The organism is Thermoplasmata archaeon (assembly GCA_038851035.1).
Taxonomy (GTDB): Archaea; Thermoplasmatota; DTKX01; order VGTL01; family VGTL01; genus JAWCLH01.
Genome location: JAWCLH010000003.1, coordinates 37,282 through 59,146, shown reverse-complemented (window position 1 = coordinate 59,146; position 21,865 = coordinate 37,282). Strand labels below are relative to the sequence as shown.

Annotated in this window: 17 protein-coding genes and 1 tRNA gene; 5 read left to right on the top strand and 13 right to left on the bottom strand. The window is 53.9% G+C overall.

Translation table 11 applies throughout. The features are described from left to right. Positions 1-98: 98 nt before the first annotated feature. Complete coding sequence (locus tag QW379_01540; protein ID MEM2869093.1) at positions 99-566, bottom strand: helix-turn-helix transcriptional regulator; 468 nt, start codon at positions 564-566, stop codon at positions 99-101. Then, positions 563-865, bottom strand: a complete 303-nt coding sequence (locus QW379_01535; protein ID MEM2869092.1) for a hypothetical protein — start codon at positions 863-865, stop codon at positions 563-565. The genes QW379_01540 and QW379_01535 overlap by 4 nt, the downstream gene beginning before the upstream one ends. 265 nt (positions 866-1,130) lie before the next feature. On the opposite strand from QW379_01535, the gene QW379_01530 reads away from it, so the two are divergent. After that, positions 1,131-2,123 carry a S26 family signal peptidase gene (locus QW379_01530; GenBank protein MEM2869091.1) on the top strand — a complete coding sequence of 331 codons (993 nt, stop codon included), beginning with the start codon at positions 1,131-1,133 and terminating at the stop codon, positions 2,121-2,123. Here QW379_01530 and QW379_01525 read toward each other — a convergent pair. Continuing rightward, the gene (locus QW379_01525) at positions 2,120-3,367 is read right to left on the bottom strand and encodes an ORC1-type DNA replication protein (protein MEM2869090.1); all 1,248 of its coding nucleotides are present in this window, start codon (positions 3,365-3,367) and stop codon (positions 2,120-2,122) included. The two genes, QW379_01530 and QW379_01525, sit on opposite strands and share 4 nt — an antisense overlap. Before the next feature lie 302 nt (positions 3,368-3,669). Here QW379_01525 and QW379_01520 point away from each other — a divergent pair, with 302 nt between their 5' ends. Next, positions 3,670-4,182, top strand: coding sequence for a hypothetical protein (locus tag QW379_01520; GenBank protein ID MEM2869089.1), 513 nt, complete (start codon positions 3,670-3,672; stop codon positions 4,180-4,182). On the opposite strand, the gene pyk is transcribed toward QW379_01520, so the two are convergent. The 7 genes from pyk to QW379_01485 all read right to left on the bottom strand — a co-directional run bounded on the left by pyk (position 4,177) and on the right by QW379_01485 (position 10,662). After that, positions 4,177-5,622: a pyruvate kinase gene (gene pyk / locus QW379_01515; GenBank protein ID MEM2869088.1), complete on the bottom strand. Its 1,446-nt coding sequence runs from the start codon at positions 5,620-5,622 to the stop codon at positions 4,177-4,179. The two genes, QW379_01520 and pyk, sit on opposite strands and share 6 nt — an antisense overlap. A gap of 4 nt (positions 5,623-5,626) precedes the next feature. Continuing rightward, a complete protein-coding gene (pfkA, locus tag QW379_01510; GenBank protein ID MEM2869087.1) occupies positions 5,627-6,595 on the bottom strand; it encodes a 6-phosphofructokinase in 969 nt (322 codons plus the stop codon). Positions 6,596-6,708: 113 nt separating this feature from the next. Next, a complete protein-coding gene (locus QW379_01505) occupies positions 6,709-7,062 on the bottom strand; it encodes a cupin domain-containing protein (GenBank protein ID MEM2869086.1) in 354 nt (117 codons plus the stop codon). After that, on the bottom strand, positions 7,059-7,538 hold the full coding sequence (locus QW379_01500) for a Zn-ribbon domain-containing OB-fold protein (protein ID MEM2869085.1): 480 nt from the start codon (positions 7,536-7,538) through the stop codon (positions 7,059-7,061). Before QW379_01500 ends, QW379_01505 begins: the two co-directional genes overlap by 4 nt. Next, the gene (locus QW379_01495) at positions 7,538-8,233 is read right to left on the bottom strand and encodes a Zn-ribbon domain-containing OB-fold protein (GenBank protein ID MEM2869084.1); all 696 of its coding nucleotides are present in this window, start codon (positions 8,231-8,233) and stop codon (positions 7,538-7,540) included. The genes QW379_01500 and QW379_01495 overlap by 1 nt, the downstream gene beginning before the upstream one ends. 4 nt (positions 8,234-8,237) lie before the next feature. Beyond that, on the bottom strand, positions 8,238-9,401 hold the full coding sequence (locus tag QW379_01490; protein MEM2869083.1) for a thiolase domain-containing protein: 1,164 nt from the start codon (positions 9,399-9,401) through the stop codon (positions 8,238-8,240). A 1-nt stretch (position 9,402) separates the two neighbouring features. Continuing rightward, complete coding sequence (locus QW379_01485) at positions 9,403-10,662, bottom strand: acetyl-CoA acetyltransferase (GenBank protein ID MEM2869082.1); 1,260 nt, start codon at positions 10,660-10,662, stop codon at positions 9,403-9,405. Between the two features lie 96 nt (positions 10,663-10,758). Between QW379_01485 and QW379_01480 the strand changes: the two genes are divergently transcribed. Then, positions 10,759-12,873: an acetate--CoA ligase family protein gene (locus QW379_01480; GenBank protein ID MEM2869081.1), complete on the top strand. Its 2,115-nt coding sequence runs from the start codon at positions 10,759-10,761 to the stop codon at positions 12,871-12,873. A 141-nt stretch (positions 12,874-13,014) separates the two neighbouring features. On the opposite strand, the gene QW379_01475 is transcribed toward QW379_01480, so the two are convergent. After that, the gene (locus QW379_01475) at positions 13,015-14,049 is read right to left on the bottom strand and encodes a class I SAM-dependent methyltransferase family protein (GenBank protein MEM2869080.1); all 1,035 of its coding nucleotides are present in this window, start codon (positions 14,047-14,049) and stop codon (positions 13,015-13,017) included. A gap of 101 nt (positions 14,050-14,150) precedes the next feature. Between QW379_01475 and dph5 the strand changes: the two genes are divergently transcribed. Beyond that, positions 14,151-14,954: a diphthine synthase gene (gene dph5, locus QW379_01470; GenBank protein ID MEM2869079.1), complete on the top strand. Its 804-nt coding sequence runs from the start codon at positions 14,151-14,153 to the stop codon at positions 14,952-14,954. Between the two features lie 103 nt (positions 14,955-15,057). Here dph5 and QW379_01465 read toward each other — a convergent pair whose 3' ends face one another. Further along, positions 15,058-17,172 carry a hypothetical protein gene (locus QW379_01465; protein ID MEM2869078.1) on the bottom strand — a complete coding sequence of 705 codons (2,115 nt, stop codon included), beginning with the start codon at positions 17,170-17,172 and terminating at the stop codon, positions 15,058-15,060. Between the two features lie 203 nt (positions 17,173-17,375). Here QW379_01465 and QW379_01460 point away from each other — a divergent pair. Then, positions 17,376-17,459, top strand: a tRNA-Leu gene (locus tag QW379_01460). An 88-nt stretch (positions 17,460-17,547) separates the two neighbouring features. Here the strand turns inward: QW379_01460 and QW379_01455 are convergent. After that, positions 17,548-21,852: a PKD domain-containing protein gene (locus QW379_01455; protein ID MEM2869077.1), complete on the bottom strand. Its 4,305-nt coding sequence runs from the start codon at positions 21,850-21,852 to the stop codon at positions 17,548-17,550. Between the last annotated feature and the right edge of the window lie 13 nt (positions 21,853-21,865).

Sequence of the window (21,865 nt, the reverse complement as noted above, 5' to 3'; positions counted from 1 at the left end):
CTCACGCCTCTATTTTATCGATTCCATCTGGGCCTGCGTTCCAGCCATCCGGTCGGTTCGCCCATTCCTTCTCCGTCACTTCTATACCCCTCTAGCCCTCAGATAAAGAGGGCACTCGCCATCCTGACTAGCCGCTTGCGCATGTCCTCGAATTCAATTGCTGTACTGCTTCGAAGAGCCTCCATCTTGATGCTGCGCCTCATCTCCTCTGGCAGCTCCTCGAGCAAATCTAATATAAGGAGCTCTACCATTATTTCCCTACGACGCCCCTGATTACCGAGGCGGGAGAGAAGACTGTTTATAACTTCGAAATGCTCCTTATCCATTAAACGCCGGCCCTCGTCCGTAAGTCGGTATATTACTCTCCGACGACTCCTCTCCTGCTTCTCCAGAGCCCCCTTGGCAACAAGCTCTTGGAGGGTGGCATACACTGTTGGCTCAGAGACCTTAAGTCTCTGCATGATCATTTTGACGAGTCTGGATGAGCGCTTGGGGCCATAATATAGTTCGGTCAGGAGCTCCATCGCAACCTCGGGGTTCTTTGAAATTGACTCTTCAGCGCTCATATCACTCCCCCCACACCCCCGGCCTTGGGGTTAGAGTGGTAGAGGCTAGAAAGTCTTTCTTCAATGACTACCTCTCCTCTTCTTGTTAGTTTGTACACTGCGTCCCCATTGATTCTATTTTTTTCTATGTTGAGAATTAATTGGTTTTTCAATAGAAAATGAAGAACTTCAACCGCCTCCTCATATGTTATCTTATGGGCGCGGATAATGTCGTCAAGAACTCTCGACCCCCGAATAGCCCCTTTATAAAGGTTACGGAGGGTGTCAAGGACGACGGGAGCGTCAATCTCTAGCTCCATCCATTCTCACCAAAGCCAAGATGGTAGTATTGCTTAATAATATTTTTGGTCAAGAATAGTTTTTGGCTTATTTTAGCTAAAGTATTATAAATAGTTTTTCTATTTTTAAGTCCTCCTACCCCTTTATTTCCTATGGAATTTGAAAATTATAAGTAGGTACTTATGGGTAAAAACTCCTTTTTTATTTGATATTTTGCCAAGATATATATATTGAACATCCTCCTTACTCGTCTCTGTCTATGATGAAAAAAACAGTCCAGAAGGAATGGCGGAGTGGGCAGGCATGAAGAGGGGATCTAATGATTTTCTTAAACACTGCTCTAATCCTAAATTAAATGATAAAAGCGTCAAGAAAAGACGTAGAAAATTATTTAATTTAAATGAAGATAAAACGATAGAAAAGAAATCTAAATCTCGTTATAAAGAATATTTTTATGGTTTAGTCAGGGATATCATTGTATCTGCGATTATAGTCTTTTCTGTTTTAGGCATTTTATTTATGTATTCTGGTGTGTGGCCGCCAATGGTAGTTATAGAATCCAGCAGTATGATGCATGGAAATGACAGTCAAATAGGCGTTATTGATACCGGGGATCTCACTCTTGTTAAAAAAATCAATAATCGACACGATATTGTGACTTATGTAGAAGCCACATGTAGAACTTCACCTAAGTATGGTGTTATGACTTATGGAGACTTCGGTCATGTGATAGTATATAAAAAAAACGGACTCTCTGATACTCCAGTTATTCATCGCGCGATCGCATGGGTTGAGTACAATAGAACCGCTTCATGCATGACTACTCACGATATCAGAGGAGATATACCAGATATTAATGTGTATAATGTTAAATTTTATACTATAAAAAATCAAGGATATAGAAAAGAGGATTTGACGATATCGTTTAATGTTATTTTTTCGCAAAAACAAGACAGTGGTTTTCTTACAAAGGGAGACCATAATATTCAAAAAGTTGACCAAGAATCTTTAAGAGTGAACGGAGCTTTAGTAGCTCCTGTTAAACTCGAATGGATTGTGGGTAGAGCAGAAGGAGAACTGCCTTGGTTCGGTCTTTTCAAACTTTGGGTCACGGGTCATCGCTCTGAGACTTTTCCAGAAACTAGTGTTAGAGGATTAATTATAACAATTGTTATTCTTGTAGTTATTCCTATCAGTATTGATTTTATTATTTCAATTTTGAAAAAAAGAAAAACAAAAAGAAAAGATCTACGAGCAAAACTAAAAAAGAAATACTAAATAATTTTCTGTTGTGAAGAAGTGAAATCCATTATCTCTCGAATTATTTCGTCTTCATATAGTACTCTTTTTGTATCTGGAACATTCACACTCAAAGTTATCTCTCTTGTTCTTCCTCCCCTGCCGAAGGAACGAACTCGAGCGCTAATTAATCCAAGCATATCTAGCTCAGAAATGAGATCCGTAATTCTTCTTTGGCTGACAGGCTGAATATTTGCCCTATAACATAATTCTCTGTATATATCGTATACTTCTCCAGTTGTTTGAATTGTTATGCTCTCTTCAGATTTTAGGATTATTCCATAAAGGAGAAGCTTCGATTGAGTTGGAAGTGTTCTTATGAGTTCCATTTGTACATCAAGCTCGATTTTGTCTTTTGCCTTCCATACATGCCTTTCAGTAACTTTAGAACACCTCTCTCTTTCTGCAAGCTCTCCAGCTACTCTGAGAAAATCAAGTGCCCTTCTTGCATCTCCGTGTTCTTGAGCAGCGAGAGCTGCGCATAGAGAAATAACAGAATCATCGACTGCACCATCTTCAAATGCTAATTGTGCTCTCTGCTTTAGTATATCAAAAAGTTCATGGGCGTTATATGGAGGAAAGACAAGGCGTTCTTCACCTAATCTTGTTTGGACCCGAGGGTCTAAGAATTCTGTGAATTTAGATTCGTTAGATATTCCTATAATACTCATTTTTGAATTTTTTAAATCTTCATTTAAAGTAGTTAGATGATATAAAACATCATCTCCGCTCTTAAATATAAGTTTATCTATTTCATCCAATACTATTAATATAATGCCTCTGGCATTATCTATTTTTTCTCTTAGATGATTATAAACTTTCTCAGTTGGCCATCCTGTGAATGGAATTCTCTCATCCCAGTCCTTAATAAACATATTTCCTATATTAGCCAAAATGCCATATTCCGTATCAACTATCTGACAATTTATATAAGTACAATGAATTTGCTGGAGCTGTGAATAAGCTTTTTTTTCTATCTCTTTTTGAATAAATTTTATGACTGCAGTTTTTCCTGTGCCAGTTTTCCCATAAATAAGAACGTTCGATGGTCTGCCACCTTTAAGAGCTGTAACGAGAATTGAAGCGAGCTGATCAATTTCTCTATCTCTATGAGGAAGACGATTTGGTACGTACTCAGGTCTTAGAACGTATCTATCTTTTTTAAATATTGGGCGAATATTCTCATCAAGATAGAGATCAAAGACCGTAACGTGGTCATCCATTATGTTTTCCTTTCCAGTCTCTCCATCTCTCATTTGGGTTTCTCCTCCTAGCCTTCTTCCTCCCCTTTCTTTATTGTGGGATAAGCGGAATGGATACCATTTTCAAATACTTTTCTGTTTGTAACAAGAAATTGTTTTCATGTAGACGATAATAACAATTCTTTACAAAATCGTTAGAATCTCCTATCTTAAAACTAATCAATCAAGTTTCTTTAGATTTCCACAGGAAATGAAGGGGTCCCTCTGCCCTTCTCTTTTGAACCACCCAAAAGTTCATTTAAATACGACTCATTATTCAAATCATGAAATCCACCATCAATAGGCAAGAACGTATAGAGAAGCCTTCAATGGTAAAAAAAAGAAAAAAGAAATCCAAATGTGAAATACTTCACTGGTCATCCGCGATATCATTTAATGCTCAATCAACAGCTTCTGTCCTAAGAAAGCTTCTTAATGAAATGGGTCTTAGCTTTAGAAGAGAACGCTCAGAAAAACCCTACTCACAACTCTATGCTATTGTCCCCATTCCAAAATTTGCATATGTTTTCAGATTCATTATCACGGCTCAACCTCCGCTTGTTATAGACCTCTATGACATTCATCCTTCCACCTCTGGAGCTCTATCTTTCATTGAAATTCCAGAACTTAATGATGAAAACATCGACCTAGCTAGAAATATACTCAGACAGTTAGCAAAAAGTCTCCCAAGGTCTCCATGGGAATTCACGTGGTTACAGAGAATTCAGCACGGACTTTTGAATCCAGATATCCTCAAAGCAAGAAATAATTGGCGAGCGCTAGGAATTTCGCTATGATTTCTCAGGGCTGTTTGGCCTTTTATATATATAAATCAAATTCGTTGGTGTGCCAAAAATCGGATAGCCTGCGGTAACGACGGCCAGCTCACCAGGAGCCAGAAGCCCTCGCATTTTTGCCTCCTCTCCTGCCAACCTAAACACTTCACTAAGTTCGCCCGGCATTTTAACGCATATCGGTATAACACCCCAAATCAAAGCAAATCTCCTCGCGATGCGCCTATTTTCAGTCAGCATCAGAATGGGAACTCGAGGCCTCAAGCGCGAAACCCTCATTGGTGTCGTACCACGAGCGGATGGCGTGACAATGACCGAAGCCTCGGGGTGTGTGGCTGCATCCATAACGGCCCTTGCTATCGCGTTCTGAAGGTCTCTCCTTCCTTCAGAGAGCTCAGGCCTCATCTCCCAATCCTCGTCCATCGAGGCTTCAGTTTCAACAGCGATCAAAGCCATGGTTTTTACAGCCTCAACGGGATATCTGCCGACGGCTGTTTCTTCAGAGAGCATCACAGCGTCCGTGCCGTCCAGAATGGCGTTGGCGACGTCCGTGGTCTCGGCTCTAGTCGGTCTAGGGGATTCAACCATTGATTTCAGCATCTGTGTAGCGGTGATAACCGGTTTCCCCGCTCCCCTAGCTCTTTTCATAACCTCCTTCTGCACAATCGGTATCTTCTCAAAAGGTATCTCTACTCCCAGGTCCCCCCGGGCTATCATAACGCCATCGGAAGCGGTCAGTATGTTCTCAAGGTCGGAGAGGGCTTCGGCCTTCTCTATCTTCGCTATCAAGGGTATCTGGGTGGCATGGGTCTCCAGAACGGCTTTAGCCTCCTTGACATCCCTCACCGTTCGAACGAAAGAGATTGCGAGATAGTCCAGCTCCTCTTTAACAGAAAAAGCGATATCCTCTTTATCCTTCTCGGTTACTGCAGGCGTCTTCAACCGGCTTGAGGGAAGATTCACTCCCTTGCGTGATGTAATTACCCCGCCACTCACTACTTCGCAAATGACATCTGTTGAATTTCGGTCGACAACCCTCAGCTCTACCGCGCCATCGGCCAGCAGTATGGTCTCATCGACCTTGACTTCGACCGGAAGGCGAGGATAGTTTACGGAGACCTCTGTCTCGTCCCCGGGTACGTCGCGTGTCGTGAGTCTGAATCTCTTCCCGGTCACGAGTTCAGCCCTGCCGTTGGCGAATTCTCCAATCCGAATTTTCGGCCCCCCGAGGTCCCCGAGCACGGCCACAATTCTCCCTTCCTTTTCGGCGGCCTCCCTGACCGCCCGGATGCGGGTCCGATGCTCCTCGTGGCTTCCGTGGGAGAAGTTCACCCTCGCAACGTCCATGCCAGCAGATATCATTTCCCGAAGAACGCTAGTATCTTCGGTCGCGGGGCCCAGAGTGGCGACGATTTTTGTCTTTTTTATTCTGGCTTTCCCCACGCAATCACCCCGAGAGGATTTTGGCGAGTTTTAGGAGGGAGAGATCCGGCTCTTTTCTTGAGTTGCATACCTGCTCGAACGGCGTTAGAACCACCTCGTTGCTTATCAACCCCGCCATCATGTTCTTTTTTCCATCGAGCAGAGCATCAACCGCCGCCGCACCGAGGCGCGTTGCCAAGAGTCTGTCGAATGCGGTGGGGGTTCCTCCTCGCTGAATGTGGCCGAGGATCGTCACGCGGTAGTCGAGCCCTGTCAATGTCTTGACCATGTTGGCGATTGCGAACGCGCCACCGGATTCTTCGCCCTCGGCCACAACAACGATATTCGAGAGCTTTCCCCTCTTCCGGTTCTCCTTGAGCATGCTAGCGAGTTCCTGAAGATTTTCCTTTACCTCAGGGACAAGAATCGCCTCGGCACCGCCAACGAGGCCAGCATGGAGCGCTATGAAGCCGCTCGAGCGCCCCATCACCTCTACAAAAAAAACCCTGTCGTGCGATATTGCCGTGTCCCTTATTCTGTCTATCGCTTCGAGGGCGATGTTGACCGCCGTATCGAACCCAATCGTGTAGTCAGTCCCGATCTGGTCGTTGTCGATTGAGCCTGGAATTCCCAAGACTGGGAAGCTATGCTCGGTTGAAAACTTGTGGGCTCCTCTGAAAGACCCATCGCCTCCGATGACCACAAGGCCCTCAATCCCGGCAGCGCTCAGAGCCTCAGCAGCCTTCAGTCTGCCCGAGGGCTTCATGAAATCCTTGGATCTCGCGGTCTTGAGAATTGTCCCGCCGCGGTTTATGATGCCCGCAACAGCCCTTGAGTCAAGGGGTACAAAATCGCCCTCTATCATGCCCTGATAACCCCGCATGATGCCGACGACCTCAACGCCTCTTGACAAGGCAGTCCTAGTGGCGGCCCTGATGGCGGCGTTCATGCCTGGAGAATCCCCACCCGAGGTGAGAATACCAATTCTCTTCATTTAGAACCACCTTTTAATATGCCATATCGCCAGTTTGACTTAATAATTTTTCATGGCGTATGCCGGCTCCGCGTGAAATCAACAGCCTCCGGACCTTCTCCTCAAATGTAATTTCAGTGGTGGCTATGCCGTAAGCTTCGCCTCTTCTCGGACGCGGAAATCGAGCGAACGTACAAATATCTCAGGCCGCTCCCGCCGGAGTTCCGGACATTGTGTGGGATACCCTCGGGGATGAATAGGGCGCGGCCGGGACCCATCGCGATTCTCCTCACCCGCGACCTGCCAAGCTCAACCGTGGCGGTGCCTTCGAGGACGATCAGCACCTCCTCCCTACCCTCCGTCACATGGGTTGCGGTCTCCTCGCCCGGTCTCTTTGTCTCGACCCGGCCCCTAAGATACCTCGAGTCCGGCGAGGTGAGGAGTTGTCCGCTCCTTGCCCTATAAATGTCCGTCTGTTTCGTTCTCATCGCCCCTCCACTGGCACGAAGCCCTCAATATCCATTATCGAGCCGCGCCGCTCCACCTTCTCCTTCAACCTGAGTCGGACTCGTATACCAGAACGAATTCCGGAGGGCTCCGAGAGCAATCTGTGGAGTAACACCGTGGACGCTCCCTTGAGTCGGACAAGGCCATATACCTCCGGCCTATCCAGAACCTCCCCTTCCGGTCCTCTACGGGCGACTGTGAAGGCGATCAGCTCCCCTTCGCTGGGGAGAGTGGTCTCTTTGCTCACCCTAACAAAGCACCTTTCGCAGAACCAGACCGGCGGAACATAAACGGTTCCGCAGCGCTCGCATACCGCCCCAGTGAGCTCCCCGTTCTCCCTGAGGTTTTGAAAGAACCGTTCTAGATGGGGTGGCATCGTATAGATGTATTTAACCGGAAAGCTGCCCCTTACTATTTTCACCTTATCCGCTCTCTCCACTTTTTTCGCAACCCCCATCACTCATCCCTCCTCCGGAGCGGCTCCGTGATTGCCTTGCCTGGGCCCGAATCTGCGCCTTCCTCAAACGGTTTGAAGTAGAGAATGTCCGTTATGTCCCCCTTCCTCTCCTCAGGGGGCCTCCAGACCGCCCGGACCCTCATGCCCACCCTCACCGCCTCGGGCGCGACCTCACCGAGGAGGTGGAGGATGCCCATGCCAGGGGACGCGCCGTCAAGTTCTATCACAGCGGGTATCTGGGGAGTCTTTTGCCTGGACGCGTCCGTTCTTATATAGCATATTGCGAAAGTATTTACGGTGCCGTGGTCCCGGACTGATACAAACTCGGTGAGAGGTATGAAGCACTGCTCGCAGAACATGCGCGGGGGCACCATTATACGCCCGCACGAGCTGCATCGGACACCCAGAATTCTTCCCTCCTTGAGGCCATTTAGATAGGTCCCGATCGCAACACCCGCGCTCCACGAGTAGCTAAGGCCTGGGTCCGAGGTCTCCTCCACTAATACTCTCCTCTCTCTCAGGTCCTCCTCGCTCAATGCCGTTCCCGCTAGCTCCTTTCCGGGTCTGCCCTCTGGCCCCGCCGTCGCTCTCTGGAGAAGCCGCTCCGGTCCTTTGGCTCCAGGCGAGGGCTTCGAGCTGCTCTGGCGGCCTAGGCCACACGCCGGAGCACGTTGTTTAGTGCTGGTCTTCGCCATTGCCTCAATCCCCCCTTCTCATAACCACTACGGTGCCCACCTGCATCAGGTCCCCCCACGCCTGAGCAACGCCGGTTCTAGCCTCCTTTTTTATCTGTCTCTTCCCCGCCTCGCCTCTTAGCTGCCAGAAGAGCTCGCAGAGCTTCATTACGCCGGTCGCCGCGATCGGATTTCCGACGCCGAGCGCGCCCCCCGAAGGGCAGGTGGGGAGATCCCCGTCGCGCTGAGTCACCCCCTCTCTGGTTAATATTGGCGCCTCTCCCTTACCGCAGAGCATGAGGCCCTCCATGTGATGGAGTTCCTTATAATCGAAGGGATCGTAGGGTTCGGCGAAGTCGATCTCCCTCCTCGGATTATCTATACGAGCCATCTTGTATGCCATTCTCGCTGCCATTTCTACATAGAGCGGATAGTAAAGGTCCCTGTCGGTCCAGTATGCGGTGTCTAAGCACCACCCGACGCCGTCAATAAAAACCGGCGTGTCGGTGTACTTCCGGGCGATTTCCTCCGAGGCGAGCACGAGAGCCGCGGCGCCGTCGCTGGTTGGGCTGATATCCAGCCTCTGGACTGGGTAGGCAAGTACCTCCGAGTTAAGTACGTCCTCCACCGTAATTTTCATGCCGAGCTGGGCAGAGGGGTGGTCGAGAGCATTTCTGTGATTCTTCACCGACACGAGCGCAATGTCCTCCTTTTTGATGCGGTGCCGTGTCATGTATCTGTTCATCTCGAGCGCGAAAATCCAGATCAGGTTGGGTCCCAGTTGCCTTTCTGTAAAGCTGTCGAAGATGGTCAGGAACGCGCCTTGGGGGTGCGGGTGGCAGGACGACATCTTCTCTTCACCCACCACAAGGCAGGTATCGAACATGCCCGAGGCAATGTGCCACCAGCCGTGAATTCCGCAGAAGACCCCTGTCCCACCGCCGACGTAGGACCTTGTGTAGGGCCTGCCAACCCCTCCGCTCCCGTTGGAGAGGTACTCCCCCTTCATGTGCACGCCGTCAAACGCGTCTGGGGCGGTGCCCTCGGCGACTGCTTGAATGTCTTTGAACTCCATCCCACAGGAATCGAGAGCCATCCGCGCCGCCTCAAATGACAGCTCCTTTCCAGTTTCCTTCGCCCTCCGCACAAACCTGGTCATTCCAGCCCCAATAACAGCCACCCGTCTCATCTCACCACCTCCTCCGTGCTCTCGCTCTCGCATCCCCTGCGCCCTTACCCCGGTGGCCGCCACCGCTCTTTTCCACCCGCGCTACGGTCTTCCTACCACTTACTCTCATCCTCCTTTCCACCTCCCCTCTTCCCTCATCGTTGGACAGCAGAACCACGGCGCCCGAGGTCGTCGGGACGCCCCTCCAGGACTGGACCAGAGCCCTCCTTGCGTCCTTCACCTGCCGGCTACCCGCCGTGCCTCTTAGCTGTTCCACTGCCTCGGCGAGTTTAAAGAGGCCGGTGGCATCGAGCAGGTGCCCGCACCCTAGGCTCCCTCCTGATGGATTAATATCGATTCGCCCCCGGGAAATATAGTTGGTGTACCTCTCCGGCTCGCAGATACCCAGCGCCTCCGCGTGCTGGACCTCTTTGTAAGCATAGGTGTCGTCTATCTCGCAGAGGTCAATATCCGCGGAGGAGTAGCCAGCCATTCTGGAGGCTTGCTCTAGGGCCAGCCGGGCATACCCAGCCTTCCCCCACTCCCTAGACTCTAGTGAGGGAGTCTCGTTGGCCCAGCCGATGCCATCTATCCATATCGGCCTCTCGCTCAGCTTCCTCGCCCTCTCCTCTGAGGCAATGACCACCACGACCGCCCCGTCCGCTGGAGCGCTGAACTCGAGCTCCCGAAGGGGAGAGAACAGCTCTTCAGAATTAAGGACATCATCCGGGCTAAGCCGAGATGGGTAGGCGGCCCAGGGATTCGATATCGCGTTCCTCCTGTTTTTTGTAACCACTTCCGCGCAGGCGCGGCGTCGAGCGAGCGATTCACCAATGAAAGCGGCCATCTCCAAACCCGCTATTGCGTGCGGGTTAATGCCCAGGGGCCTAGTGAGGATCGGGTCGAGGGCCATGGTCATGACCCTAAAAGGCCTTTCGACCTCAGAGAACTTGCTGTGGCTCTCCACCGCCACCACATCAACAAGGCCCGTCATTATCTGCATCGCTGCTGTGGCGACGCCGTGCAGACCCTCGTTCCCAATTGTGCACACCGGCCTTAGGGCTCCCCCGAGCTGGTCGGGGATGTACTCATCGAATATGCTCGTTCCCTCCCAGAAGTCCTCTGAGACGCCTATGAAAGAGTCGACTTCTTTCCGTGGGTCAAGGCCAGCGTCCTCGTAGGCCCTAACAGCGGCCTCGTACATGAGCTCCTTGTAGGACACCTCTGGAGAGAAGGGTCTCGGAACTGTTCTGCCGATTCCCACGACCGCAACCTTCCTCACCCATGACCCCCCTGGGCCTGAATTAGGAATCAGATATTTAATATGCTCGCGGTAAATGCTTATATTGCCGGTGCGAATGGGGGCAGGGGTGATTCGATGCCAAAGACACTAGAGGCGATCTTCCGCCCCCAGTCAATTGCGGTGATTGGGGCATCGAGGGAGAGAGGGGGGGTGGGGAGGGAGATTCTCCACAACATAATCAGCTATGAGTTCAGGGGTGCTGTCTTCCCTGTGAACCCTAGGGCCCACACAATATACAGCATGAAGTGCTACCCCAGCGTCTCGGCGATACCGGATCCGGTAGACCTCGCAATCATTGTAGTTCCCGCGCGGGTTGTCCCTCAAGTTATGGAAGAATGTGGCAGAAAGGGAGTGAAGGGTGCGGTCATCATCTCGGCGGGCTTCAAAGAGGTCGGAGGAAAGGGCGCTGAGCTTGAGAACGAAGTCGCCCAGATTGCGAAGAAATATGGAATTCGAGTTGTGGGCCCCAACTGCATGGGCGTGATAAACACAGACCCCGATGTGAGAATGAATGCCACATTCGCCATCACGATGCCCTTGGAGGGATCGATAGGTCTCATGTCCCAGAGCGGGGCTCTCTGTGCCACCCTCCTCGACTACGCTAGGGAGGAGCATATCGGCTTCTCCAAGTTCGTCAGCATGGGGAACAAAATGGACGTGAGCGCCAACGACCTTCTCGAGGCCTGGGGCGAGGACCCAACGGTTAAAATGATTCTGATGTACATCGAGAGCTTCGGCAACCCGAGAAAGTTCACGAGGATAGCTAGGAGGGTGACACGCATGAAGCCCGTTATAGCGGTTAAATCAGGCCGGACGCTGGCGGGGGCGAGGGCAATATCTTCCCATACGGGGTCTCTTGCTGAGGGCGACATCACCACTGATGCTGTCTTTCATCAATGTGGAATTCTGAGGGTGACATCAATAGAGGACCTCCTCGACTACGCAAAGGCCTTCTCAACTCAGCCCCTGCCCGCCGGGCCGAGGGTGGCGGTCGTGACGAACGCGGGCGGGCCCGGAATAATGGCGACCGACGCGGCGATCAGCTTCGGCCTCGAGATGGCCTCACTAGAAGAGAGGACGAAGAAGAACCTGAGGGAACACCTCTCGCCTGCGGCATCGGTCGAGAACCCTGTGGACATGCTGGCCGAAGGCACACCGGCAATGTACGAGACAGTACTCGACCTCGTTCTCCAGGACAGGAATGTGGACTCGGCCATCGTTATATTCGTCCACCCTCTAATGACTGACGCGACAGGTGTCTCCGAGGCCATAGACCGAGCCTGCGCGAGGCACGACAAGCCAGTTCTTGGGGTGTTCATGAATATCGAGAAGCAGCGCGAGGCCAGCCCCGGGCTCTCCCGTTGTAGAATTCCACTTTATATGTTTCCAGAGTCGGCCGCCAAGGCCTTGGCAGCCATGTATCAATACAAAAAAATTCAGACAAGACCGGAGGGTAAGATAAGGCGCTTCGAGGTGGATGAGAGAAGGGCGCGGGCGGTGATCGAGAGAGCGCGGAACGAGGGGAGGAAGTGGTTGCTGAGTTCCGAAGTCGAAGAACTTCTCCACGCCTACGGCTTCAGTACCCCCAGGAGTGTAGTCTGCAAGAGCGAAGAAGAGCTCATTAGGGCCGCTTCGGAGATGGGCTATCCCCTGGTGATGAAGCTCCTCTCACCAGACGTTATCCACAAGTCAGACGTGGGTGGTGTTCGCCCAGACCTGCGGAGGGATAACGAGCTGCGAGAGGCCTACAGGATGATTCTGGCGTCTTTTGAGAAATTCAGAGAGAGCCACCCCCGCGCGAAAATGGAAGGCGTGATACTTCAAGAGATGGTGAAGGATGGGAAGGAGGTCTTTATGGGCGTATCCTCAGACCCCAATTTCGGCCCGCTCATCGCATTTGGGCTTGGTGGGGTCTATGTCGAGGTCCTCCGGGACATCACCCTTCGCGTGGCTCCCCTGACCGACCAGGACGCTATTGAGATGATAAAGGGGATAAAGGGCTTCCCGATACTCAATGGAGCGAGGGGTGAGAAGCCCGTGGACATTGACAAGCTCTCGGAATGCCTGATGCTCCTCTCCCAGATGGTTTCAGATATTCCAGAGATAGTCGAGATGGATATTAATCCTCTGATGGCCTTCGAGAAAGGAAGGGAGTTCAAGGTCGTGGATGCGCGAGTGGGGATTGCCTGACCCATTTGAACCTTTGCACAAATCCAGCGAGCGGGTAGGAGGCGAGCCCTTGAGCCCCCCTGGCTTTTTGATGACCCTCGCCACGACAGCCTCCGTGCGGTCGCCACCCCGGGTGCGGCCCTACTCAGGTTCAACATGAGTTTAACCCACACGCAGGTCAACAGCGATATGGAGCTCAGAGGGGGAATAGCCTCTGACCCACCTGTGTGATATTTCCCGAACAACCCTTCCATTTCGCTCGACTGCCTTCCTGACCCCATCGAGAGCGGCCTGAATTCTTTCCCTCTCGACTATTATGTACAGATGAATCGCCCCTCCCGGCCTCAGGAGGGCCAGCCCAGTCTCCAGAAAATCGAAGGCGCTGTGGGGCAGGTTCATTATTACCCTGTCCGCCGGCGGTACGAGACCCGGTACCCTGCGTGCGTCGAGGAGGAGAGGCCTGACAGTCGAGACCCTGTTGAGTCGTATGTTCTTCTTCAAATAGTCTATGGCGATAGGGTTGATATCGACCGCAAGGACCTCCGACGGCTTCGAGAGCCTAGCGATCTGGATCGAGAAGGGGCCCACCCCGGCGAAGAGATCGATGACGCTATCTCCCTCCGCCACCAGACCCGCAACGCGAGCCCTTTCTGTCGCCAGCCTCGGAGAGAAATAGACCCTGGAAGGGTCGACAAGAAACCTCGCGCCGTGCTCGATATGCACTGTCTCCAGATTGCTCTCGCCCGCAATGACTTCTAACCTCCTTACACGCTCCTCTCCCCCAACTCCTTTGTCGAGAGCCACGGAGACGCACCCGGGCCGCGCTGCGAGAAGAGCCCTCCCGATCTCCTTTTCGAAACCGGTGAGTTCACCAGGAATTTTTACAACAATGACCCGGCCAATAACGTCGAACGCCCTTGGCAAAAATCGTCTTAGATGGCCAGGCACATCAACCAGCTCCCGGTAATCGCTAGGTCTCCGCCGGGCGATTTCAAAATCAGCTTCAATGAGCTCCCAGTGGGGTGAGGCTTCTACTCCAACCCCTCCTCCCCCCTCCAAAATCGGGAGGAGAACATGATTCCCCTCCCTCTTTATCACCAGGTCCGTACGGAGCACGCCTGCAGAGGCTAGGCTCCGCCTTGCCGCTTCGGCCATATTCTTCGGAACCCGCAGGCACAAAGACCTCACGGGGGCCATCGGCGCAGTGTATGAGAGAGAGGCGATATATCCTTTCCGAAGAATATCGCCAGAATCGAAAGAATTGATAACCAGAGAGGGCATCCGAGGGAGGGGAGAGCATGGGACTGAGTTTCATCGGCCTCGGACTCTTCGACGAGAAAGACATAAGCTTGAAAGGTCTGGAGGCAGCGCGCGCATGCGAATATCTCTTCGCCGAATTTTACACTGCGACCCTTTCTGGGACCACGGTCGAATCTCTTGAAAGGCTTCTTGGAAAACCGATAAATGTTCTGGTGAGGGAAGAGGTGGAGAGAGGGGACAGAATTCTTGAGCTGGCAAGGAGGGCCGAAGTCGGTTTCCTTGTTGTAGGTGACCCCTTCACGGCTACCACCCACATAGAGCTGAGAATTCGGGCGCACAGGGCCGGAATACCGGTCAGTGTTGTCCACGGCTCCTCCGTCTACACTTCGGTCCCGGGTCTCCTCGGCCTCCAGCACTATAAATTCGGTAGAACCACATCGCTTCCATTCCCGGAGAAGGGCTTCTTTCCGAAAAGCCCATACGAAGTTATAAGAGAGAACACCGCCCGGGGTCTCCACACCCTTGTTCTCCTAGATATTCAGGCGGAAAAAGGGCGGCTGATGACGGCCAACGAGGCTCTCGAAATCATGTTGGCGCTCGAGGCCGGAGAGGGTGGAGGCGTTCTAAAGGGTGAGAGGCTGGTCTGCGTGGTGGCGAGGGCGGGGTCGATGACTCCTGTGGTCAGGGCAGGGTCCATCGAGCGGCTCAGGCACGAGGGCTTTGGTCCCCCGCATCACACCATTGTGGTGCCAGGAAGGCTGCATTTCATGGAGGCGGAGGCGCTGGTCGAGCTGGCCGGAGCACCCAAAGAAATTCTTGAGGACCGGGGGCCGGGGCCATAGACTCCCGAATAATGTATGAGCCTGTATGAGCCTCTGGGAATTCCCTCTTGCTTCAAACGAATTGGCGCCTTCAATAGCTTGCCGCTCTCGGCCATCGAAAGTACTATTTCTTCAGGGCCTTGGCGTTGTCATAGGCCTTCTGGGCGTATTGAAGGGCTTTGTCCAGTCTTTTACTCCTGAAGAAGGCGCGCGCGAGCTTGAGGTGAGAACTCGCCTGGTTCGCCTCTACATTGGCCGCCGCGAGTTCCTTTATCAGCGCTTCCGCAGAGGTTATCAGAGCTTTCACGGTCTCCTCATCGGAGCCCTTCGCGACAGCTTCGAGTGTGGGTGAGGGAGGCATCAGAACCACCTGGGCGGTTGGAGGAACTGGGGGCGTGGCGACCTGTGTGGGGAGTTCGGTGGTGGCTCCGGCGCTCATTGTGAGCGGGGCCTCTGGAGCTTCGCGTGCCGCCACTGGCTCTGCGGACACTGCTGATGCAGCACTGACGAGAGCGGTCTCCTTTTCCAGTCTCTCCCTCTCGAGCCGTTCTTTTTCTAGTCTCTCCCTTTCCAGCCGCTCCTTCTCCATCTCCTCTCGGCTACGTTTCTCAGCCTCCTCCCTCTCCCTTCTGATTCTCTCCTCCGTCTCGCGTAGCTTCTCGGCCTTCACCCTCTCCTCCAGCTCCGCCAGCGCCCTCTCGACTTCCTTACGCGCGGCTGGGCTTCTGAATTTGGCCCTTAGAACGGAAAGCTCTTCCGGGTGCCTTCCCTCGGCTTCGAGAGCCACTAGTCGCGGGAGGAGCTCTTTGAGTCGGGCAAGCTCAGCTTCGTACTCTGCGAAAGCGTTCGAGATTGTTTCGAGGTCTCCGCTCATCGCCTCCTCAAGTGGGGAGGTGTCATAACCTTCGGCCCGGAGTGTGTCGATTCTTATCCTGAAATCGGCCCTCCTGCGCTCCGTTTCCTCCTCAATGGCCTGAATTTTGGCCTCAATATCGGCAATACGGGCAGGGTTACGGAGGTTGTCCGTTATAGCAGTTATCTGGGGGGTGAAGAAGCGGTCCAGTTTAAAGGTTCTCTCGGCGAGAACCGCGAGTTTCTTCATATCCTCCTCGAACTGCATGAAGGCCTTTTCTATGGTCGCAATGTCCGAAGTCATCACAGCGTCTAAAGCATCCGTCACCCAGCCCTCCGCCTTGTATCCGGCCAGCTTGTTCACGAACTCCTGCTTCTTCATATTCATCTTCTGCTCCACTTGTAGAAGCTGGGCCTCGATGTCCGGTATCCTGTCCGGGTCGTTGAGCATCGAGCGAATATTATTGATCTCCTCTACGAACACAGGATCGATAGAGGCAAGCCTCTCGCCGAACATTCTGAGCACCTCAATGTCTTCCTCATAGTGCATAACTGCCTGCTCCAGCGCAGCGAGGCTCTGGTCAGTAATCGTCTGGAAGCGGGCCACAGAGAAGCCCTGCTCCGCCCATTTCTTGATTCTGGCGAGCAGCTCATCTCGCTTCGCCGCCGCCCGAGCCTCTAACTCCACAATCCCAGCCTCGATTTCAGGGATTGCATCGGGGTCATTGCAGCGGGCCTTGAGGGCCTCGGCCTCGGCTGCAAACACCTTGTCCAGCTGGTCGCATCTCTGTGCGAGCGTGGCCAGATGCGCCAAATCATTTTCGTAGCACTCGAAAGCCATCTGAATGTCGTCGAGGCTCTCACCAATAACGGCCTCGAGCCTGTCCACAGAAAGCCCCCGGGCCCTGTAGCCCTCGATTCTTGCCCTGTACTCCGCCCTCTTCTCCTCCTGGGCGACCAGCTGCCTGTATTTCTCTCTGGCGCTCTCGAGCCTCTTCTCTATTCTGGCGATGAGCTCGGATTGGAGCGCGGGGTCGTCGAAGTCTGGGGGGAACTCCTGGGTCTGAGGAGGAGGGACGGGGGGAGCAGCGGGCGCCTTGGCAACCTTTGCTTGCTCGAGTTCCTTGGCCCGGGCCTCCAATTTCGCCTCGCGCCCCGCTAGCTCCTGGAGCTTCAGGGCAAGTTCCGCCTCCTTCTTGCTCAACTCCTCCTCTTTCTGCTTTAGGGCGGTTTCCCTCTCGCGGACTACGTCCTCGCGTGCCCTGAGCTCATCCTTCAGCTTTTTCCTAATCGCCTCTTCTAGCTCGCCTTCCTCCGTAGTGGGCGCCGCCTCTTTCTTTCGCTTGAAAAGCCCACAGGCCACAGGAATGAAGTATGCGCCGCGCATGAGTTCCAGCCTCCATCAATGTCCTATGCCCTCTCTCCTCAATTGTTGAGCATTGTATTTAAGTTTTGGAAGTCTGGAGCGGAGGCATGGGCCCAGGCCGAGCAACGTCCATTCATACGACCAGGCTCGATGGGGAGGGGAGCCTGTATAAACAATATCTTTATTATCACAATCGAGGTTGTTGAAGAAAATGATACTGGTGTGCGGGGGTGGCCGAGCCAGGTAATGGCGCAGGACTTAAGATCCTGTTCCGTAGGGAGCCGCCGGTTCGAATCCGGCCCCCCGCAGAGCGCTTTTTCAAGAATGGCTCCAATGCTCGCTCCACTTGTAGGTTTACCACCATCCAGTCTCTCCACTACTTATTCGTGTGAATTCTCAGCCATCGCCCCCGTCCAGATCAGCCTTCTTTTGGTCAGGCTCGTCCCCGCTCGCCAGCCCCTTCAATATTTTTCTCTGGAGCAGGACAATTACCGTTAGAATGACGAGGAGCGGAATCAGCACCATCAGGACAAGGAGAGCCACCGGTCTCCACTCGTTGTCCCCTCTCCCGTGTTGTATGGCCGGCAGAACCGCGACCACCACAGTAGCCTCTGCCCTGTTTCCTTCATTGTCGGTGATTGTCAATCTCACCGTGTATGTGCCGGCCTCTGTGTAGACATGGGCGAGCACGGGTCCATGACCCACCGTTCCGTCCCCAAGCTCCCAAGTGTAGTTTACTATCTCACCATCGTCCCGGCTTTCTCCCGCGAATAGGACCAATTCCTGACCCACCCGCGGAACTCGGGGCCTGAGCTCAATAACGGGAATCGGTGGCTGGAGGGGCCCGGTCCCGACCTCGACCACCCACTCATGAAAATCCTCGAGAGCCCCATCAGAGACAAATACGGAGAGTGTATGAAAGGCTGGCTCAAGCCCATCGCCTGCGAGCCTTATGGAGTTGCCCTTTGCGCCAGTGACGGGTGCCCCGTCAAGCTGCCAGCTCACCTCAAGCAGATCCCCGTCTGGATCCACTGACGTTATAAAGAACAGCCTCGCCTCCCCCCTCTTAAGAGCGACCATGTCCCCAACCGGTATCCAGCTCGATATCCGTGGGGGGTGGTTCACGCGCAGGGTCCAGTTCCTGAAGACGATGTTCTGCCCATCGCTCACGATGGCGCAAATGAGTTGTGTGCTGGGGGACTCATTCGATGTCAAGACCCTGTGGGAGAATGAGCCCCATCCAGCAGCCTCACCATCGACGAGCCAAGAGACTGTCAGCGAATTCCCATCCGGGTCAATGGCGGATATCCAGAAGTCCACAGCCTCCCCTGCGTTCACTTTTGGCTCCCCACGGGGAAGAGAGTCCACGACCACGGGCGGTGCGTTCACATCAATCACGCTCACGCTCCAGCAGCGGGTGGTCGTGGCCTCACCATCAGAGACTGCGGCCCTCACCTCCTTCGTCCCGGCAGACCTATAATCCGGCCGCAACGTAAAATCATAAGTGTTCACGGCTACCAGAGCCCCGCAATAATACCACATCAAGCTCAGGGCATCTCCGTCCGGATCCAAGCACTGAATCGAAAAAGCGAGTTCCTCGCCTTCATATACCGAAACGCTCTCCCCCGCGGGCAGAGCAAGCACGATTACGGGGGGCCGGTTAAGGTTGCGAACTGAAATATTCCAGATGTATGAGCTTAGATGGCCATGGCCGTCACTGACTGTGCAACTGGCCTGATGTTCTCCGGCGGAGGAGAAGTCGGGAGTGTAGTGATATAAAGGAAGGCCATGTGGAATATCCTCGCCGTCCAGCCGCCACCTGAACTCCAGCGAATCGTTGTCCACGTCGAAAGCGTTGGCAACGAGAGTGACCGTCTCTCCCTCGGCCATATCGAAATCGCCAGCGGGCCACCAGTTAACGATGGGGGGCGCGTTCACATCCAGCACATTGACGCGCCAATTGTGGGAAGTTGAGCGGAATCCGTCCCAGATTCTTACCATGACCTCGTGGATGCCGGCGGATGTGTGTGTGGAGGTGTAGTTGTATCGGTTCCCACGGACTTCATCAATGAGAGCACTGTCGAGGTACCACTGGGAGCGGATTCCCAGCTCACTCACGGGGTTGAGAACCCTGAACGAGAACTCCTGGGTCTCGCCCTCCAGAATGATGGGGTCCCTTGCAGGGAGGAAGGTCACTTCAAGAGCCTCACCGACAGTTCTCTCGTCGGGATTGGAGAAGAGATAAGCCTTCCCCTTCCCGCCCTCGCCGGGGGCCCCCACGAGCACTTCAGCACAGCCATGACTATCGATATCTGCCGCGAAAAGGGAGGAGCCAAAAAGGCCTTCCGGTCCACCCGCTTCGAGCCTTGCGTCGGCTTGGTCTGCCCTAGCGTCGTTCAGCTCCGGCGTACCGTTGAAGAGGTACACGCACCGGGCGCCGGGTGCCCCGATGAGGAGATCCCTCACTCCATCGAGAGAGACCATTCCCGAGGCGAGCGCCTCCCCGAAACGGCTGTTGGAGGCGGTGCCTGATATTATTGCGCGGGCACGTGTATGGTTTAGGAACGATTTCAGGCCAGGCCCCCCGCCGAATACATAGACCGCCCCGCAGCCCTCGCTAGCGTTCGGAGCCCCCAACGCAATCTCCCCGTAACCATCGCTGTCAAGATCCCCGAGAGGGGCTGCGCTCGCTCCGATATTGCTGAGTGCGGGTCCTGATATCGTTACGCTGGGCGACGCTGAGAAAGCGAGCACCACATACACCACATCGAACTCCACCCAATCGTCCCTGCTACCTCCATCGTTGTTGGTGAACTCAACCTGAAGCGAGCTCAAGTCGCTGATTTCGACCACACCCGCTCCGGTGAGATCGAGCGGGCCCAGGAGGGACTCGGTTGGGGTGTACCAGGGCTGGAGACTGGTGTTTGTAAGTGGTCGAGTGGGAAGGGCGAGTCGGATGGGATTGGCGCCACTGTAGTACTCATACCATGTGCCGGTTCTCGTGCGGAACGAGCAGAAGAGGAAAGCGGCGTTCAGGACGCCTTCGAGGCCAGAGGTTCTGAACCCGTTGAGCCACATCACCCTGCCCTGACCAACTCTGTAGTACTGATTGTCGTCGCTCTGGAGGCTCTCTATTGGCTCTCCAGTTGTGTCTCCGGCAGCTTTTGCCGTTGGTGTGATGCTGGCCCACTTCAGTCCATACACCTCGCCAAGCATAGGGTTTCCGTAGTACACGAAGACCCTGTCGTCATCCCCTACGACAATGAGGTCGCACAGGCCATCGCCGTTGAAGTCGCCGCCTCCTGATACCAGATTTCCGAAGCCGGGGGAGCAAGGGCTGTACAAAACAGCGTCCGGTGTGTGGAGGGGCGTGATGAAGAGCGTGATGTTGTCGAAAAGGACATGCAGGTACTCCGCGGGATGTGACCAGTCGCCCAGCTTCGCGCCGAAGTCTAGATAGTAGTAACCGGGGGCCGAGAAATATTTTGTCACTTCAGAAAAGAAGTGGCCCGAAACCCTCCGGTCCATCCCGTCCCCCCAGTCGTAGAAGTAAATCTCTGGAGTACTGTCGGATACAGAGTCGGGCCTGTCGTCATCCTGAGGCTGGCTGTCTGCGTCGAGGCTCGAGCCAAGATGATATCTTCCAGTTGCGTTGGAGATGCAGGCTTTCAGCCAAGCAACCTCTCCGTCCCAGGCCTCCAACCCCGCCTCGTCTAATATCTCCCAATCGAAGGCGAGTAGGGCGGTGGAGCCGTTCCGAATCTGCGAGCACATCTCCGCAGTGATGAAAAACTCGATGCCAAAGCCCCCACTCACGGGAACATTGTTGTTCCCAGCTCCACCGCCTGAAGACACCCCTCCGAGGCGCAAATGCAGCGCGGCCTCGTTTGCGCCGTCTGGTAAGAGGAATAGAACATTCGGGTCGGCTCCCCCGTAGATGTTCCGCTCCCAGTCCCAGCCGTCGTCGTCACCGGAGAGCGTGAAGGTATTGCCGGTGGAGTTAAGCCCGGAGGTGAAGTCGAGCGGCTGGGGCCAGTCCTGGGGAAGTTCCCAGAGGTCTGGGTAGAGAGTCCTCCCCGAAAGCCTCCCTCCAAAGTAGACCCTCGCCTCGCCCGACCAAGATGCACCTGGCACTCCAAGGGCAAAATCATCAAGGCCGTCACCGTTCAAATCTCCGGGAATCGAGACCGACTTGCCCACTCCCTCGCCAGGCTGCGAGCCAAGAATGGTCACATTGGCGAACTCAGCGGAACAATTGCTGAGAGACCCGCCAAAGAAAACGAACGCCGCTCCCCTCTCTCCCATGTGTCCCGGAGCGCCGATCACTATGTCGTCCACCGAGTCGCCGTTTATGTCCCCGCCTCCCGAGATAGAGCTCCCGAAGAGAGCGCCGGAAATGGTCCCGGTCAACACAACATCCGCCAAGCCCGCTGAGAGAGCGCTGGGCGAGGCCGACACAGGCCCATAGAAAATATAAACGGCGCCCGCGTCGTTTCCGCTGAGGTCGCTCCCCGGCGCCCCGACGCATATGTCCTCGGCGCCATCACCGTTGACGTCTGCGGCAGCCAAGGCGGCCCCGAAGTTATCACCGGCTCGGGCCCCGGAGCCCTGGGATAGCTCTACGAGTTCCACTGCTGCAAGTGGGGCACTCGATGTGGAGATGATGAGGAGAAGAGCAAAGGCCCCGGCCTTCAGGCGCATTCAATCATCCGGC

Coding starts and splice junctions, on each gene's coding strand:
- QW379_01505 (MEM2869086.1), bottom strand. CDS start 7,062: ATGAGAACGAAACAGACGGACATTTATAGGGCAAGGAGCGGACAACTC.
- QW379_01495 (MEM2869084.1), bottom strand. CDS start 8,233: ATGGCGAAGACCAGCACTAAACAACGTGCTCCGGCGTGTGGCCTAGGC.
- QW379_01475 (MEM2869080.1), bottom strand. CDS start 14,049: ATGGCCCCCGTGAGGTCTTTGTGCCTGCGGGTTCCGAAGAATATGGCC.
- QW379_01525 (MEM2869090.1), bottom strand. CDS start 3,367: ATGGATGACCACGTTACGGTCTTTGATCTCTATCTTGATGAGAATATT.
- QW379_01480 (MEM2869081.1), top strand. CDS start 10,759: ATGCCAAAGACACTAGAGGCGATCTTCCGCCCCCAGTCAATTGCGGTG.
- QW379_01465 (MEM2869078.1), bottom strand. CDS start 17,172: ATGCGCGGCGCATACTTCATTCCTGTGGCCTGTGGGCTTTTCAAGCGA.
- QW379_01520 (MEM2869089.1), top strand. CDS start 3,670: ATGAAATCCACCATCAATAGGCAAGAACGTATAGAGAAGCCTTCAATG.
- pfkA (MEM2869087.1), bottom strand. CDS start 6,595: ATGAAGAGAATTGGTATTCTCACCTCGGGTGGGGATTCTCCAGGCATG.
- QW379_01500 (MEM2869085.1), bottom strand. CDS start 7,538: ATGGGGGTTGCGAAAAAAGTGGAGAGAGCGGATAAGGTGAAAATAGTA.
- QW379_01535 (MEM2869092.1), bottom strand. CDS start 865: ATGGAGCTAGAGATTGACGCTCCCGTCGTCCTTGACACCCTCCGTAAC.
- QW379_01455 (MEM2869077.1), bottom strand. CDS start 21,852: ATGCGCCTGAAGGCCGGGGCCTTTGCTCTTCTCCTCATCATCTCCACA.
- dph5 (MEM2869079.1), top strand. CDS start 14,151: ATGGGACTGAGTTTCATCGGCCTCGGACTCTTCGACGAGAAAGACATA.
- QW379_01530 (MEM2869091.1), top strand. CDS start 1,131: ATGGCGGAGTGGGCAGGCATGAAGAGGGGATCTAATGATTTTCTTAAA.
- QW379_01490 (MEM2869083.1), bottom strand. CDS start 9,401: ATGAGACGGGTGGCTGTTATTGGGGCTGGAATGACCAGGTTTGTGCGG.
- QW379_01540 (MEM2869093.1), bottom strand. CDS start 566: ATGAGCGCTGAAGAGTCAATTTCAAAGAACCCCGAGGTTGCGATGGAG.